The organism is Sphingomonas sp., assembly GCF_042096255.1.
GTDB lineage: Bacteria > Pseudomonadota > Alphaproteobacteria > Sphingomonadales > Sphingomonadaceae > Sphingomonas.
This window is the reverse complement of the sequence record NZ_JBELLZ010000039.1, coordinates 13,264-28,958: the sequence shown is the minus strand read 5'-3', so window position 1 is coordinate 28,958 and position 15,695 is coordinate 13,264. Positions and strand designations below refer to the sequence as shown.

Here is a 15,695-nt window from a genome sequence, read left to right as displayed (position 1 = left end):
ACAACAACCAGACCGGCCAGATGCTCGCCGGCCTGCTCGGCTGGGGCCAGGGCACCTTCGCCTCCAAGGTGGAGCTCGCCGCGGACAATGTCACCGTCACTCGCGAGGTCGACGGCGGGCTGGAGACGGACAAGTTCAAGCTGCCCGCGATCGTCACCACCGACCTGCGGCTGAACGAGCCGCGCTATGCCTCCTTGCCCAACATCATGAAGGCGAAGTCCAAGCCGCTCGCGAACAAGACGCCGGCCGATTACGGTGTGGACGTCACCCCGCGGCTCAAGACCCTCAAGGTGGTCGAGCCCGGCAAGCGCCAGGCGGGCGTCAAGGTCGCCGATGTCGACGAGCTGGTGACGAAACTCCACGCCATGGGCATCGCGAAGTAAGCGGGGAACTTGGTTCCTACTTCCCGTTCGGGCTGAGCGAAGTCGAAGCCCTATTCCCCGCCGCCGGACGTGCCCTTCGACTTCGCTCAGGGCGAACGGATGCGGGTTTGAGAGGATAGAGAGATGAAGACTCTGGTCTGGGTCGAGCACGACGGCACCACCGTCAAGGACGCCACCCTCAACGCGGTCACCGCCGCGTCGAAGCTGGGCGAGGTCCACCTCCTCGTCGCCGGCGAGGGTGTCGGCGCGGTTGCCGAGGCGGCGGCGAAGATCGCCGGTGTCGGCAAGGTCCATGTCGCCGACGGAGCGCCCTTCGCGCATGCGCTGGCCGAGAATGTCGCGCCTTTGGTCGCCGAGCTGATGGGCCACCACGACGCGTTCGTCGCGCCCGCCACCACCACCGGCAAGAACATCGCCCCGCGCGTCGCCGCTTTGCTCGACGTGATGCAGATCAGCGACATCCTGTCGGTCGAGGCGGAGGACACGTTCACCCGTCCGATCTATGCGGGCAACGCGATCGCCACGGTGCAGACTTCGGATGCCAAGAAGGTGATCACCGTGCGCACCACCGCCTTCGACAAGGCAGCGGCCGAGGGCGGCAGCGGCACCGTCGAGGCGGTGTCTGCCGCGGCGGGCGACGCCGGCCTCTCGACCTTCGAGGGCCAGGAGATCGCCAAGTCCGCGCGCCCCGAGCTGACCAGCGCCAAGGTGATCGTCTCGGGCGGCCGCGCGCTCGGTTCGTCGGAGCAGTTCCACGCGCTGATCGACCCACTCGCCGACAAGCTCGGAGCCGGCGTCGGTGCCAGCCGCGCCGCGGTGGACGCGGGCTATGCCCCCAACGACTATCAGGTCGGCCAGACCGGCAAGATCGTCGCGCCCGAAGTCTATGTCGCGGTGGGCATCTCCGGCGCGATCCAGCACCTTGCCGGCATGAAGGATTCGAAGACCATCATCGCCATCAACAAGGACGAGGACGCCCCGATCTTCCAGGTCGCGGATCTTGGCCTGGTGGGCGACCTGTTCAAGGTGGTGCCGGAGCTGACCGAAAAGCTCTAAGCCGTGGAGCGTAGCTCCACGGCGGTGCCGAAGCGAAGCGACGGCATAGAGCCACGGCCGGCCGGCGCCGCCACAGCGGCGTCCGACGACGCGGGGTTCATCCCCGCGTCGGCCCTCGACTTCGCGCGCGATGGCGCTGCCTTCTATCCCGGCGCTGCCGCGTCGGTCCTGCCCGACCTGCTCGCCCTCGCCAATGCAGCGCCGCAGAATCGCGCCGGCACTCGCCTCCAAGGCGATCCCGCGCTCACGCGCCTGCTGGCCGACGGCCCAATTCAAGCTTTGACTGCAACGTACCTCCCCGACGCTCACCCCGTCCGCGCCATCCTCTTCGAAAAATCATCGCTCACGAACTGGTCGCTCGGCTGGCACCAGGACCGCACCGTTGCCGTACGAGATCGCCGCGACGTTGCTGGCTACAGCCCATGGACGCTGAAGCAGGGCATTCTCCACGTCAGTCCGCCGTTCGAGGTGATCGAGCGGATGGTCACATTGCGCATCCATCTCGACGCAGTGCCGAACGACAATGCCCCGCTGCTGATCGCGCCGGGGTCCCATCGGCTCGGTCTGGTGCGGGAAGAGGACATCTCGACGGCGGTGGGGCGCTGCGGAGTCATCGCGTGCCTCGCCAAGGCTGGTGACGTCTGGGCCTATAGCACGCCGATCCTGCATGCCTCCGCAGCCTCCCACGGTCAGCGGCGTCGCCGCGTTCTCCAGGTCGACTATGCGGCAGGCCCGCTGGACGGCGGCTTGGAGTGGCTCGGCATCTGACCCACACCAATGTGCTCCCGCGAAGGCGGGGGCCCAGGCTGGCGCCCCGCCTTCGCGCGGGTACATCCCCTCACCCCGCCGCAAACGCATCCGTATCGATCGCCTGCGCGCAGCCACCCCGCGCCATCGCCAGGAACATCGCGTCGCCGCGCTCGGTCCGCTTGGTCGAGGCGCTCGCGAACACCGCGGTCGACACGCCGGACAGCAAGGTCCGCCGGTAGTCGCGGTACAGGTCGTCATGCGAGTAGTCGCGCACGCCATAGCGCCGCAGTTCCTCACGATACAGGTCGAGCAGGTGCCGCTCGTGCCGCCGCCGGTCCTCGATCGACAGCGCCAGCCCCAGGAAATACGCCACGTCCACCGCCCCCGGTCCGATCGCGGGAGACTGCCAGTCGAGCACCGCCAGCGGCACGGTGCCGCCGCGCGCGTCGAACAGCATGTTGTCCAGCCGGAAGTCGCCGTGCGTCAGCGTCACGCGCTCGGGCGGCCGCGTCACCATCTCGCCCATCATCGCGCCATAGCGGTCGCACACCGCCATATATTCGGGCTCGAGCACCCCGTCATAGCGGTTGTGGAACTCGGCGAGGCAGGCGGGGAACACCGAGATGACGAAATCGCGCGCCGCGCTGGTGTCGAGAAAGGCGTGCGCGCGCAGGCTCTCGTCCATCCAGCGCGGACCGTGCAGCGCCGCCGCCTGCACCATCGCCGCTTCGGCATCGGCCAGCCCGCAGCCGGTGAGCTGGTTGCCCGCGCGCGCCGGCCCCATGTCCTCCAGCAGCAGCGCGAAGGTGCCGTCCGCCGGGTCATATTCGGCGAAATGGCAGGCGGGGGTGCGGATCGAAACAGTGTGCGCCACCTCGCGGTAGAAGCCCACCTCGCGCTCGTAGAGGCCGAAACCCTGGCCGGTGGCGCGGCTGGTCGGGTCCGAACAGGCGAACTTGCCGACGAACGACGCGGGCGCGCCCTCGTCGCGGTCGTAAGTGACGGCGAAGCGGATCGAATCGCCCAGCATGCCGACGCCCACCGGCTCCGAATTGACTGCCACTATCTCGGCGGCGCGGATCACCCCCGCACCGCGCAGTTTCGCGGTGAGCCAGGCGGCATCCACCGCCGCGGGTTCGAGTGCAGCACTCATCGCATCCCTCCGTCGCAGCGCACCACCGCCCCCGTGACGAAGCCCGAGGCGGGGCTGGCCAGCCACAAAGCGGTGGAGACGATCTCCTCCGGCCGCCCCGGTCGTCCCAGCGCGTTGGGCGACTGCTCGCGCGCCTCTTCGGTCCACGCCTTGGAGATGTCGGTCAGGAACGGTCCCGCCGCGATTGCATTCACCCGCACCGGCGCATATTCGTGCGCCAGGCTGACCACGATCGCGTTGAGCGCCGCCTTGGCCCCGGCATAGGGCACCACCTGCGGGCTGGGCTGGAGCGACGCGACCGAGGAGGTCGCCAGGATGGTGCCGCCGCCGCGCGCGCGCATCCGCTGCGCCAGGTTCGCCATCAGTCGGAACGGGCCCTTGAAGTTGAGGCTGACGACGCTGTCGAACAAAGCCTCGCTCACCTCGTGACTGGGCACCAGCGGCCCCATGCCGGCATTGGCGACCAGCAGGTCGATCGGCCCGAGCGCCTCCTCGGCGGCATCGGCGAGCGCGTCCATCGCATCCCACCGCCCGGCATGCGCGGGCAGCGCCGCGGCACAGCGGCCGCGGGCGCGGACCTCGTCCGCCACCGCCTCGCACGCCTCTGCCTTGCGGCTGGAGATCGCCACGTCGGCGCCCGCCTCGGCAAAGGCCAAGGCCATCTCGCGTCCCAGCCCGCGCGAGCCGCCGGTGATCAGCGCGCGTCGGCCTGTCAGGTCGAACAACGGATGCGGCTCCGCCATTCCCTCTCCTCGATTCTGTCGCACCGGTGACCCGGTGTCGTAACCTTTGTTATGCCGCCGCGGCCCCGTCGCGCAAGCCCGTTGCAAGGATGCGGCGCCGCGCCTCGGCCGCGATCGCCTTGCGCCCGCCGTCCGGCTCGAACGGATCTAGGAAGTGGAGCGTCACCGGCAGCCGTCCGCGCCGGGAGAAGACACGAGCGGCATGGCTCTGCCCGCACTCGTCGCCCACCCAGGCGACGTCATCGGTGGCGATGCCGTAATCGACCCGCACCGGCTGCACGCGCACGCCGGGCGGCGGCTGGTCGAGCACCGCCAGCAAAGTCGCCTTGAACGGCAGGAGGGCATGGCCATCGCCGGTGGTGCCCTCAGGGAACAGCGTCACTGCCCAGCCCTCGGCGATCATCGCACGGAAGTTCGCAATCTGCGCGGCGACCCCCATCCGATCCTCGCGCCGCACGAACAGCGTGCGGTTGAGCGAACACAGCCAGCCGATCACCGGCACACCCTGCATCTCCGCCTTGGCGACGAAGGCGGTGCCGGTGACGCCGGCGAGCAAAGGAATGTCGGTCCAGCTCTGGTGGTTGGCAACGAACACGACGTTGCGGCGCAGGGGCGCGCCGGTCACCCGCACCCGCCCGCCGACGATCCGGCCGAACGCGCGCAGGAACAGCCGCGGCCAGGGGGAGGGGAGGCGGACCAGCCGCCACAGTAGGTGCAGCGGCAGGACGGCGATCAGCGCCGCCAGCAGCGCGCCGACGCGCGCGACCAGCCGCAGCCGGCCCAGCTCAGTCCTTGCGCGTCAGGCTGACGCCGTAGAGTTCCATCCGGTGGTCGACCAGCCGGAAGCCCAGCCGCTCGGCGATCTGCTTCTGCAGCTGCTCCAGCTCCGGGTCGACGAACTCGATCACTTTGCCGGTCTCGACATCGATCAGATGGTCGTGATGCGCCTCGGGCGAAGGCTCGTAGCGGGCGCGGCCGTCGCCGAAATCATGGCGGTCCAGGATGCCCGCCTCCTCGAACAGCCGCACCGTGCGATAGACCGTGGCGATCGAGATGCCGGGGTCGATCGCCGAGGCGCGCGCGTACACCTTCTCGACGTCGGGATGGTCCTCCGCCTCCGAAAGCACGCGCGCGATCACCCGGCGCTGCTCGGTGATGCGCAGCCCCTTCTGGTTGCACAGGGCTTCGAGGTCGATCTTGCGCGCCATGACGTCTCCGGGAACTCAGCCGCTTATGTAGGGCGATGCGGGCGCCGGGAAAAGCGCAACCGACTCGCAAGTCAGCGCACCGCGGCCATCCGCCCGGTCAGAGCGCCAGCGCATAACTGTGGGCGTCGTGGCTGCGCCCGTCGGTGCCACGATAGTAATTGCGTCGCTCGCCGCTCTTGGCGAAGCCTGCCGCCGCATAGAGCGCGATCGCGGCATTGCCCGCGCGCACCTCCAGGTGCAGCCTGGTCATGCCGCGCCCGCGCGCCTCGGCGATCACCCCGCGTAAGAGCGCGCCGCCGACGCCACGGCGCCGTGCCGGCGGCGTCACCGCGAGCAGCAGCAGCTCCGCCTCGTCGAGGATGCCGCGGCACAGCGCGAAGCCGACCGCCGCATCGTTCATCCGCGCCAGCGTCAGCCACACGCCTGGCATCGACAGCATGCCCAGCACCTGCGCGCGGGTCCATGCCTCGCCGAAGCGCGGGTCGAAGGCAGTGGCCATGATCGCCTCCACCGGCGCGATATCCGCGGCGCTGCCGGTGACCAGCTCGGTGGCGTGGAGTACGCTCATCCAGGCAGCTTGGCGTCGGGCGCGCGGCCATAGAAGGGACGCGGCGGCAGCGAGCGCAGCGCGTCCCGTAGCAGGCGAGCGTCCGCAGCATGGGGCAATGCCTCCTGTGCGTCGATCGCCGGATCAAGCGCGGTCAGCCAGCGCACGCCGTTGCCGATCGCCCGCCGTCCCGCGAGCGCGGCGAGCGCCGCTGCCGGAGACAGCGAGGCAGGCGCGTCGAGCGGCTGGAGATCGGGCGTGAAGCTCTGCATGAACACCTCACCGTGCCCGCCTTCGAGAACGACGGCAAGCGGCGCGTCGGCCTCGGCGAGGGCGGCGGCGGCGACCAGCGCCAGCGACGAATAGCCCGTCACCGGCACGCCCCAGGCGAGCCCCAGCGCGCGCGCCGCGGCGAGGCCCACGCGGATGCCGGTGAAGCTGCCCGGCCCCACATCCACCAGGATGTGCGCCGCGCGGCCGCCGTCCGGCAGGTCGGCGATCATCGGCACCAGCCGCTCGGCATGGCCGCGTCCGACCACGTCGTGCCGCTCGGCCAGCACTGCGTCACCCGCGATCAGCGCGACCGAGCAGGCCGCGGTCGCGGTATCGATCACCAGGACGTTCAGACTCCCTCTCCCCGCTTTCGGGGAGAGGGCAGGAGAAAGGGGCAATAGGAAGACACGGCGCTCATGCCCCTCTCCCTAACCCTCTCCCCGCAAGCGGGGAGAGGGAACTTACGCAATCCGGTTGAACTTCTCGAAAGCCGGGCGCGGGCTGCGATCGAACAGGGTCGACGGATCGCCATGGCCCAATGTCGAGATGAAGTTGGTGCGCACGCCCGGCTGGTCGGCGAAGAACGCCTTGTCCACCGCGCCCGCATCGAAGCCGCTCATCGGCCCGGTGTCGAGGCCCAGCGCCCGTGCGGCGAGGATGAAGTAGGCGCCCTGGAGCGAGGAGTTGCGGAAGGCCGAGGCCTCGCGCAGTTCGGCATTGCCGTCGAACCAGCTCTTGGCATCGGTGTGCGGGAACAGCTCGGGCAGGTACTCGTGGAAATTCACGTCCATGCCCACGATCACCGCGACCGGCGCGGCGCGGATCTTCGGGCCGTTGGTGCCGCTGGCGTGTGCGGCGAGCCTGTCCTTCGCGTCCTGCGTGACGCACCAGACGAGCCGCGCGGGCAGCTGGTTGGCGCTGGTCGGGCCCATCTTCATCAGATCCCAGATCGCGTGGAGCTGCGCCTCGGAAACAGGCTCGTCGTCGTAATGGTTGTAGGTGCGCGCGGTGCGGAACAGCTGGTCCAGCGCGGTGTCAGACAAGGGCTGCGTCACGTCATCCTCCTTTGACTTTCGGCAGATCAGACCGCGCGGACCTCGGTCACCTCGGGAACGTAATAGCGCAGCAACTGCTCGATGCCGTTCTTGAGCGTCGCGCTCGAAGACGGACAGCCCGAGCAGGCGCCCTGCATCTGGAGGTAGACCTTGCCCTTATCGAAGCCGCGGTAGACGATGTCGCCGCCGTCGTTCGCCACCGCCGGACGCACGCGTGTGTCGATCAGGTCCTTGATCTGCGCGACGATGTCCGCGTCCTCGGGGTTCTCGGCGAAGCTCTCCTCGGCGGGCACTGAAAAGTCGGCGCGGCCGGCGCGGAACAGCGGTATCTGCGCGGTGAAATGATCCATCAGCAGCGCGAGCACGTCGGGCTTCAGTGAAGACCAGTCGACGCCCGGCGCTGCAGTGACCGAAACGAAGTCGCGCCCGAAGAATACGCCGGTCACGTCGCCCAGCCCGAACAGCGCCTCGGCCAGCGGGCTCGCCTCCGCTTCCTCGGGGCTCGCGAAATCGCGCGTGCCCGCGTCCATCACACTGCGTCCCGGCAGGAACTTCAGGGTCGCCGGATTGGGGGTGGCTTCGGTCTCGATCAGCATGGCCACGATGTGGCGCGAGGCGCGGGCGCGATCAAGCGTCGGCGCGGAAACCTTTGCTTTCCCCTTCAGACATCCAACTGCTTCACTGCCGTGTTCCATGCCGCGATGTTGGTGCGCGCTTCCTGGACGAAGGCGGTACGGCGGATGCCGCGCAGGAACAGGTCCGCGACCCACTTGCCCGGCGCACGCAGCGGGCGCGCGACCTGGATCAGCAGCACCACCCGCGTACCGCCCGTGTCGTTCCACACCTCGTGGCGGTAGGTGTCGTCGAACACCAGAGTCTCGCCCTCGGCCCAGCGGACCACGCGGTCGCGCACCCGCATCCGCACGTCGCCGTCGCGCGGCACCATCAGGCCCAGGTGGCAGGTGATCAGTCCCTTGGTGACGCCGCGATGTTCGGGAATGTGCGTGCCGGGTGCCAGGATGGAGAAGAAGGCGCTGTTGAGCCCGGGGATCCGCTCCACCAGCGCGGCGGTCACCGGGCAGCGGTCGGCATTCTCGTCGATGCGGTAGCCATAGCCCCACAGGAAGAACGACCGCCACATCTCGGGCGCCGCGATCGCGCGATGGTCGGGAGAAATGATCGACAGGCTTGGCGCGGCATGGCGCCGCAGCGCTACCCCTTCCGCTTCAACGCGGATCGCCTGCCAGTTTTCGCGCAGCATCTGCGTCCAGGGAAACAGCCGCATGTCGAGCACCGGGTCGTTGGGCACCAGCGAGCTCGAGGCGATCAGCCTGTCGAACACGCCGCGCAGTGCCTTGCCGATCGTGATGATCAAGGGGCGCCGGGGACGCGGCTGCACCGGAGCGTCCGCCACCGGCGGCCTGACGGCGGCGTCCGCGATGCGGGGCGCGGCTGCGGCAGGCCGCGGGCAGGGCCGGGGCGGCGAGATGGCGGTCTGAACGGTCACGCGCTACGTCTCTTGTCTTCCCGCCGGAACGGGTCCTCTCATGGTGCCCGGCGTCGGACGAAACCCCCGTTATTCCGCGTGTTGGTCGAAATCATGGCGATACACGGCAGCCGGGTGGCGGCGGCCGGCGAAGGCGGCTAAGACCGCCGGCATGTTCCCGCTGTCGCGCGCCGCCCGGCCGCTCGTCGCCCTTCTCCTTGTCCTCGCGATTCCCGCCGCCGGCCAGCAGGCGCGGCGGCAGGCGGCGCCACCACCGCAACCGGCAGCGACCCCGACTCCCGCGGTCCAGGTCGATCGTTCGCCCTGGCTGTTCAAGGGATCGGACATCCCGCCCGATCCGGCCTGGCACTTCGGCACCTTGCCCAACGGCCTGCGCTATGCGGTGCGGCGCAATGGCGTGCCGCCAGGGCAGGTCTCGATTCGCGTCCGCATCGATGCGGGGTCGATGTACGAGAAGGACGACCAGCTCGGCTACGCCCACCTGATCGAGCACCTCTCGTTCCGCGGCTCCAAATATGTGCCGGACGGCGAGGCGAAGCGGGTGTGGCAGCGCTTCGGCGCCACCTTCGGCTCCGATTCGAACGCGTCCACCACTTTCACCCAGACGGTGTACAAGCTCGACCTGCCCTCCGCGACCGAGGCGACTTTGGGCGAGAGCCTCAAGATCTTCTCCGGCATGATGGCCGAGCCGGCGCTGACCGAGGCCGGGCTCGCTGCCGAACGCCCCGCGGTGCTGGCCGAGCAGCGCGAGGCGCCCGAGGCGCAGGTGCGGCTGTTCGATGCGCGCAACGCTTTGTTCTTCGCCGGCCAGCCGCTTGCCGAGCGTTCGCCGATCGGCACGATCAAGATGCTCGAAGCGGCGACGCCCGCCTCGGTGAGCGCGTTCCACCATGCCTGGTACCGGCCCGAACGCGCGGTGGTGATCCTGTCGGGCGACATCGATCCGGCCGTGTCCGAGCGGCTGGTGATCGAGCATTTCGCCGGATGGAAGGGCCATGGCCCGAACCCCGCCGACCCGGATTTCGGCAAGCCCGACCCGGCCAAGCCCGCGACCGCCGCAATCGCCGAACCGTCGATCCCGCCTTTGGTCCACATGGCGGTGCTGCGGCCGTGGAAGTTCAACGCCGACACGATCGAGTTCAATCAGCGCCGCCTGGCCGATTTCCTCGCCAGCCGCATTCTGAGCCGCCGGCTGGAGCAGCGCGCGCGCTCGGGCGCCAGCTATCTCAGCGCGGCCTCGAACCTCGAAGATGTCGCGCGCTCGGCCAACGCCACCTTCGTCTCGATCCGCCCGCTGGGGCAGGACTGGGGCGCCGCGATCCGCGATGTGCGCGCGGTGATCGCCGATGCGCTCGCCTCGCCGCCCAGCCAGGCCGAGGTCGACCGCGAGCTCGCCGAGGTGGATGCGGCGATGCGCAACGACGTGGAGACCGCGCGGGTCGAGGCGGGCGCCAAGCAGGCCGACGACATGGTCCAGGCGCTCGACATCCGCGAGACGGTCGCCGGACCGGTGACCTCCTACGAGATCTTCAAGGGCGCGCGCGAAAAGGGCTATTTCACGCCCGAGACGATCTTCGCCTCGACCAAGCGGATCTACACCGGCGACGTCACCCGCGCGTTCGTCAACACGCAGACGCCCGACCAGAATGCCGCCGCCAAGCTCGACGCCGCGCTCAAGGCGGATGTCAGCAAGCTCACCTTCAAGCGCCGCGAACAGGCTTCGGCCGATTTCTCCAAGCTGCCCGCCCTCGGCACGCCCGGTACGATCACCGCGCGCGAGCCGGTGCCGAGCCTCGACATGGAGAAGATCACCTTCGCCAATGGCGTGCGCCTGCTGCTCTACGCCAATCCGGGCGAGTCCGGGCGCGTCTATGTCCGCGTCCGCTTCGGCCGCGGCTATCGCGCGCTGCCGTCGAACAAGGTGGTGCCCGACTTCGCCGGCGACATCGCTTTGGTGCCCAGCGGCGTCGGTCCGTTCGACCAGGAAGGCCTCGACGCGCTCACCTCGGGCCGGCAGATCGGCATGGACTTCGACATCGGCGACGACGCGTTCCAGCTCGGCGCGGTGAGCTCGCCCGCCGATTATGCCGACCAGCTCCGCCTGATGGCCACCAAGCTCCAATTTCCGAACTGGGATCCGGCGCCGGTGGAGCGCGCGCGCGCGGCGCTGCTGTCGGGCTATGCCAGCGCCAAGTCGTCGCCCACCGCGGTGCTCGCCAGCGACCTCGAAGGCCTGTTGCGCGACGGCGACACGCGCTGGGCGACGCCGCCCGAATCGGCGGTGCGCCGGCTCAAGCCTGCCGCCTTCCGCAAGTTCTGGGCGCCGATCCTCGCCTCGGGCCCGATCGAGGTGTCGGTGTTCGGCGACGTCAAGCCGGAGGAAGCGGTCGCCGCGGTCGCGAAGAGCTTCGGCGCGCTGCCGCCGCGCAAGCCGGCGGGCGAGAGCAACGCGCCGATCCGCTTCCCCGCGCATGTGGACACGCCGGTACTCCGCTATCACGAGGGCCCGGCCAACCAGGCCGCGGCGGTGATCGCCTGGCCGACCGGCGGCGGCTCCGCGGGGATCGCCGAGAGCCGCCAGCTCGACGTGCTGGCCGCGATCTTCGCCGACCGGCTGTTCGAACGGCTGCGCTCCGCGGCGGGCGCCAGCTATTCGCCCCAGGCGCAGAGCCAGTGGCCGATCGGGCTCGACAGCGGTGGCCGCATCCTCGCCATCGGCCAGGTCGCCCCGGACAACGTGCCGCTCTTCTTCAGGCTCAGCCGCGAGATCGCTGCCGAGCTGGTGAGCACGCCGGTCGAGCCGGACGAGCTGCGCCGGACGATCGCGCCGATGGGCCAGTACATCCTCCGCGCCGCAACCGGGAACACCTATTGGCTGATGCAGACCGGCGGCGGCGCCTATGACCAGCGCCGGCTCGATTCGGCGCGCAACGTGATCTCGGACATCCGGATCACGCCGCAGCAGCTGCAGGCCCTCGCCGCCAAGTATCTGCAGCCGGAGAAGGATTGGACGCTGGCGGTGCTGCCCGATCCGAAGAAGAAGTAGCGGCGGGCTGGCTGACGCCGGATCGGCCCGTCATTGCTTCGCTGCGATCGCAATGACGGACAAGGGATCGGCTGGACCGTCACGTATCCGAGACGATCGGGTGCACCTGACCGCCCAGCGCGCGGCGCCCGTCCATGGTCAGGCGGGCGAGCTGCCCGGGGCTCTCGCGCAGCTGGCGCGGCGTGCAGCCGGTGAATTGCTTCAGTTCGCGGATCAGGTGCGACTGGTCGTAGAAGCCGTCGCCGATCAGTGCGTCCAGCGTCGCGCCGCCGCTCGCCAGCGCCACTGCGGCGCGCAGCGCCCGATACTTGCGCGCCAGCAGCTTGGGCGGGGCGCCGTAGAGCGCGTTGCAGCGCCGCTCGACCTGGCGGCGGGATAGACCCGTCGCGGCGACGAGTTCCTCGACATCGGGCGAGGGGCTGTCTGCCAGCCACGCGTCGATCCGGCGCGAAAAGGCGAGCGCGGTGCCCGCTCCCGCGCCGACCGCCGCGCGAACGAACGCCTCGGCGGCGTCGATCCGGGCGTGGGTGCCTACCGCCGCCTGGATCGTGGCGCGCGCCGGTGCGGCGCGGGCACCGAACGCTTCCACCCCGTCGAGCACGCGGTTGAGCATCGCCGAAGCGTCGATCCCCAGCAGCGCCTCCCAGCCGGCGGGCTGCAGCCCCATGCCCACGACATCCACTGGCCCGTCCGCGCGCACATGCATCACGCCGCTGGTCGGGCCGATCACGTGAACCGCGCCGGCGAACTGGGTCGATCCATCGGGAAAGCGATACGTGGCGGTGCCGCCGTCCAGCCGGAAGCGCAGCTGCGCGTGGTCTGCGCGTTCCGCGTCCTCAAAGATGGGAACGTCCGCGTGGAAATGGTAGAACAGCGTGACAAAAGGCTGCAGGTCCTCGGCCGGGACACGATAGTCGAGCTGGACCTGCGACACTGGCGGCGACCCCGTTTTAACGACGGCGGGTGTTACAGACTATTTCACGTCAAGAAAAGCGGCCCGGCTGCCGAAGCAGCCGGGCCTAGAGGAAGAACCCCCTGTTACAAGGGTTCCTCGGGTCGCAAGGCAGACGTAGCTTCAATCGCTTGGCGAAATATTGGACGAATTCGACATGGCCGGATGGCTCCAAGGAAATTTCTTACAATCTGGTCGATTCTTCGTCGCAACGTCGGCAAAGGGCTGGCGATGCTGTTTTCGGTGATTCGCAAGGGGTTGTTCGCGCTGGATGCGGAGCGCGCGCATGGGCTGACGATTGCCGCGCTGGCCGGCTGGGCGCGGGCGGGCACGCCCCTGGCCGCCGTCGCCTCGCCTCCCGATCTGGCGACTCGAGTCGCCGGACTCGATTTCGCCAACCCGGTCGGGCTCGCCGCCGGGGTGGACAAGGATGCCAGGGCGATCCCCGCCTGGCATGCGCTGGGTTTGGGCAGCGTCGAGGTCGGCACGCTGACCCCGCTGCCGCAGCCGGGCAATCCGCGCCCGCGCATCTTCCGGCTGCCCGAGGACCGCGCAATCATCAACCGACTTGGCTTCAACAACGGCGGTCTCGCCACCGGCCTTGCGCGCGTGCCCAAGCGCCGTGCCGGCGTGCTGGGCATCAATGTCGGCGCCAACAAGGATGCCGCGAACCGCGTCGCCGACTATGTCGCGGGCGTGCGCGCAGCGGCACCTGTGGCTGATTACGTCACCATCAATATCAGCAGCCCCAACACGCCCGGCCTGCGGGACCTGCAGCACGGTATGGCGCTCCACGAACTGCTTTCCGCAGCCAGCGCGGCGCGGCACCACGATGCCGTGCGCACGCCGCTGTTCCTCAAGGTCGCGCCCGACCTTGATGCGGCGACGATCGAGGACATTGCGGCGGCGGTGCTGACCCATGGGATCGACGCGCTGATCGTCAGCAACACGACGGTGAGCCGGCCCGGGCTGGCGAGCGCACGGGCGAGGGAGACCGGCGGGCTTTCGGGAGCGCCGCTCGCGCCGCTCGCCCGGCAGCGGCTCGCAGACTTCCGCGCCGCTACGCAGGGCCGGCTGCCCCTGATCTCGGTCGGCGGGATCGGCTCGGCAGAGGAGGCCTATGCCCGCATCCGCGCGGGCGCGAGCCTGGTGCAGCTCTATTCGGCGCTCGTCTATGAAGGGCCCGGCCTCCCTGCCCGGATCGTACGCGGGTTGGCCGAACTACTCCGCCGCGACGGGTTCGCCAGCGTCGCGGACGCGGTGGGCGCGGGGTAGCGGCACCGCCTCGATCAGCACGCGCCCCTCGCGACGCGGATCATAGCCGCCGTCCAGTTGCCCGCCGTCGCGCACGATGATGCCGTGCAGCCCCGAATCCTCGCCTTCGCCCGGCGTCACGGTGACGCCGCGCGCGGCCAGCCCCTCGCGCACCGCCGGCGCGAATTTGTCCGCCTCTCCCGCGAAGCGGCTCCCGCGCGCGATCAGGTTGGGCAGCGCGATCGCGTCCTGCATCGGCATCTTCCAGTCGACCGTGCCGACGAACGCCTTGCCGACATAGGCGAGAATGGCATTGCCGCCCGCCGAGCCGAGCGCGCCGGCGAACCGGCCCTGTGCATCCAGCATCACCAGCGGCGTCATCGATGAGCGCGGGCGCTTGCCCGGCGCGACCGCGTTGGCGGCAGGGCGGCCCTGTGCGTCGCGCGGGCGGAAGGCGAAGTCGGTCATCTGATTGTTGAGGAAGAAGCCATCGACCATCCGCCCCGATCCGAAGATCGACTCGACCGTGGTGGTCATCGACACGACATTGCCCGCCGCATCGCCGATGATGAAATGGCTGGTGCCGGTCGGCTCCAGCGTCTGCGTGCGACCGGTTGCGGACGCGCCCGCCGGTACGCCGGCTGCCGGTGCGGCGCCGGCGCGGGCGCCGATCAGCGCCGCGCGGCGGGCGATATAGTCGGGCGCGAGCAGCCCGGCGACCGGCACCTGGGCGAACGCCGGATCGCCGAAATAGGCGTCGCGGTCGGCGTACATCAGCCGGCTCGCCTCGGCGAACAGGAACCAGCCCTGCGGATCGGCGGCGCTGCGGCTGGCGATATCGGTCCGCTCCAGCAGCAGCAGCAGTTCGATCAGCGCCGCGCCCGAGGAGGGCGGCGGTGGCGTGCAGACGCGATAGACGCGTACCACAGCGCACACCGGTTCGCGCACCACGGGCTTGTAGGCGGCAAGGTCTGCCAGCGTCATCGTGCCCGCGAGCGGCCCGCTGGTCGTGCGCGCGACGATCTTGCGCGCGGTCTCGCCGCGATACAGCGCGTCAGGGCCCTCGGCCGCCAGCCGCTGGAGGAAGCCGGCGTAGGCGGGGTTGCGCAGCCGGTCGCCGGGCTGGAGCAGGCCGCCGCCCGGCTTGCCGAAATAGGCGCGTGCATCCGGGCTGGAGAGTTGCGGGAAGCTGCGCGACAGGAACCGCCCGAGCCGCGGCGACACCACGAACCCGTCGCGCGCGGTCCGCTCGGCATCGCCGAACAAAGTCCGCCAGGGCAGCGCGCCATAAGTGCGGTGGACCAAGCCGAGCATCGCCACCGCACCCGGTACGCCGGTCGCCCGGCCCGACACTACCGCGGTGCCGAAGGGCAGCGGCTTGCCGCCATCGTCCAGGAACATATCCGGCGTCGCTCCCGCCGGCGCCACCTCGCGCCCGTCATAGACGGTCACCTTGCGCGTCACCCCATCATACCAGGTCAGGAACGCGCCACCGCCCACGCCCGAGCTCTGCGGCTCGACCAGCGACAGCATCGCCTGTACCGCCACCGCCGCATCCGCCGCGCTGCCGCCGCGCCGCAGCACCGCCATTCCCGCCTCGGCGGCAAGCGGGTTGGCGGCGACCACGAAGCCCTGGCGCGGCGCGGCGGCTTCCGGGGACGGGCGATCGGCGGCCGGCGCGGTGCAGCCGGCGAGGAGGAGACAGGCGAGGAGAAGGCGGAGCATCCCCGCCGCTTAGCCGCGGACCGCGCCCGCCTCCACCCCGTTG

Annotated in this window: 17 protein-coding genes; 6 read left to right on the top strand and 11 right to left on the bottom strand. The window is 70.0% G+C overall.

What is annotated here, in order from left to right:
• The 3 genes from ACFDTH_RS09275 to ACFDTH_RS09265 form a co-directional block, all read left to right on the top strand.
• Positions 1–383 (top strand): electron transfer flavoprotein subunit beta/FixA family protein (locus ACFDTH_RS09275; protein ID WP_375287248.1); only part of this gene is annotated, 383 nt, incomplete at its 5' end.
• Positions 384–506: 123 nt separating this feature from the next.
• Positions 507–1,439, top strand: a complete 933-nt coding sequence (locus tag ACFDTH_RS09270) for an electron transfer flavoprotein subunit alpha/FixB family protein (RefSeq protein WP_375287247.1) — start codon at positions 507–509, stop codon at positions 1,437–1,439.
• 24 nt (positions 1,440–1,463) lie between these two features.
• Positions 1,464–2,207 carry a phytanoyl-CoA dioxygenase family protein gene (locus ACFDTH_RS09265; protein WP_375287246.1) on the top strand — a complete coding sequence of 248 codons (744 nt, stop codon included), beginning with the start codon at positions 1,464–1,466 and terminating at the stop codon, positions 2,205–2,207.
• A gap of 70 nt (positions 2,208–2,277) precedes the next feature.
• Here the strand turns inward: ACFDTH_RS09265 and ACFDTH_RS09260 are convergent, their stop codons facing one another.
• The 9 genes from ACFDTH_RS09260 to ACFDTH_RS09220 form a co-directional block, all read right to left on the bottom strand.
• A complete protein-coding gene (locus ACFDTH_RS09260) occupies positions 2,278–3,342 on the bottom strand; it encodes an oxidoreductase family protein (protein ID WP_375287245.1) in 1,065 nt (354 codons plus the stop codon).
• The gene (locus ACFDTH_RS09255; protein ID WP_375287244.1) at positions 3,339–4,085 is read right to left on the bottom strand and encodes an SDR family NAD(P)-dependent oxidoreductase; all 747 of its coding nucleotides are present in this window, start codon (positions 4,083–4,085) and stop codon (positions 3,339–3,341) included. Before ACFDTH_RS09255 ends, ACFDTH_RS09260 begins: the two co-directional genes overlap by 4 nt.
• A 49-nt stretch (positions 4,086–4,134) precedes the next feature.
• Positions 4,135–4,710, bottom strand: a complete 576-nt coding sequence (locus ACFDTH_RS09250) for a lysophospholipid acyltransferase family protein (protein WP_375287243.1) — start codon at positions 4,708–4,710, stop codon at positions 4,135–4,137.
• A 160-nt stretch (positions 4,711–4,870) separates the two neighbouring features.
• The gene (locus ACFDTH_RS09245; protein WP_375287242.1) at positions 4,871–5,293 is read right to left on the bottom strand and encodes a Fur family transcriptional regulator; all 423 of its coding nucleotides are present in this window, start codon (positions 5,291–5,293) and stop codon (positions 4,871–4,873) included.
• 97 nt (positions 5,294–5,390) lie between these two features.
• Positions 5,391–5,861, bottom strand: a complete 471-nt coding sequence (rimI, locus tag ACFDTH_RS09240; RefSeq protein ID WP_375287241.1) for a ribosomal protein S18-alanine N-acetyltransferase — start codon at positions 5,859–5,861, stop codon at positions 5,391–5,393.
• Entirely contained in the window at positions 5,858–6,466 is a 609-nt protein-coding gene (gene tsaB, locus ACFDTH_RS09235; protein ID WP_375287250.1) for a tRNA (adenosine(37)-N6)-threonylcarbamoyltransferase complex dimerization subunit type 1 TsaB, read from the bottom strand. The genes rimI and tsaB overlap by 4 nt, the downstream gene beginning before the upstream one ends.
• A gap of 108 nt (positions 6,467–6,574) precedes the next feature.
• Positions 6,575–7,168, bottom strand: a complete 594-nt coding sequence (locus tag ACFDTH_RS09230) for a malonic semialdehyde reductase (RefSeq protein ID WP_375287240.1) — start codon at positions 7,166–7,168, stop codon at positions 6,575–6,577.
• A gap of 26 nt (positions 7,169–7,194) precedes the next feature.
• On the bottom strand, positions 7,195–7,764 hold the full coding sequence (locus ACFDTH_RS09225) for a NifU family protein (protein ID WP_375287239.1): 570 nt from the start codon (positions 7,762–7,764) through the stop codon (positions 7,195–7,197).
• 65 nt (positions 7,765–7,829) lie between these two features.
• Positions 7,830–8,543, bottom strand: coding sequence for an aspartyl/asparaginyl beta-hydroxylase domain-containing protein (locus ACFDTH_RS09220; protein ID WP_375287238.1), 714 nt, complete (start codon positions 8,541–8,543; stop codon positions 7,830–7,832).
• Here ACFDTH_RS09220 and ACFDTH_RS09215 point away from each other — a divergent pair.
• Both ACFDTH_RS09215 and ACFDTH_RS09210 read left to right on the top strand, forming a co-directional pair.
• A complete protein-coding gene (locus ACFDTH_RS09215; protein WP_375287237.1) occupies positions 8,536–8,667 on the top strand; it encodes a hypothetical protein in 132 nt (43 codons plus the stop codon). The genes ACFDTH_RS09220 and ACFDTH_RS09215 overlap by 8 nt on opposite strands.
• A 159-nt stretch (positions 8,668–8,826) precedes the next feature.
• Positions 8,827–11,721 (top strand): M16 family metallopeptidase, encoded by a 2,895-nt coding sequence (locus ACFDTH_RS09210; RefSeq protein WP_375287236.1) that lies wholly within the window; start codon positions 8,827–8,829, stop codon positions 11,719–11,721.
• Between the two features lie 79 nt (positions 11,722–11,800).
• Here ACFDTH_RS09210 and ACFDTH_RS09205 read toward each other — a convergent pair whose 3' ends face one another.
• Positions 11,801–12,655, bottom strand: a complete 855-nt coding sequence (locus tag ACFDTH_RS09205) for a helix-turn-helix domain-containing protein (protein ID WP_375287235.1) — start codon at positions 12,653–12,655, stop codon at positions 11,801–11,803.
• Positions 12,656–12,904: 249 nt separating this feature from the next.
• On the opposite strand from ACFDTH_RS09205, the gene ACFDTH_RS09200 reads away from it, so the two are divergent.
• Complete coding sequence (locus ACFDTH_RS09200; protein WP_375287234.1) at positions 12,905–13,948, top strand: quinone-dependent dihydroorotate dehydrogenase; 1,044 nt, start codon at positions 12,905–12,907, stop codon at positions 13,946–13,948.
• On the opposite strand, the gene ggt is transcribed toward ACFDTH_RS09200, so the two are convergent.
• A complete protein-coding gene (gene ggt, locus ACFDTH_RS09195) occupies positions 13,895–15,652 on the bottom strand; it encodes a gamma-glutamyltransferase (RefSeq protein WP_375287233.1) in 1,758 nt (585 codons plus the stop codon). The genes ACFDTH_RS09200 and ggt overlap by 54 nt on opposite strands.
• Between the last annotated feature and the right edge of the window lie 43 nt (positions 15,653–15,695).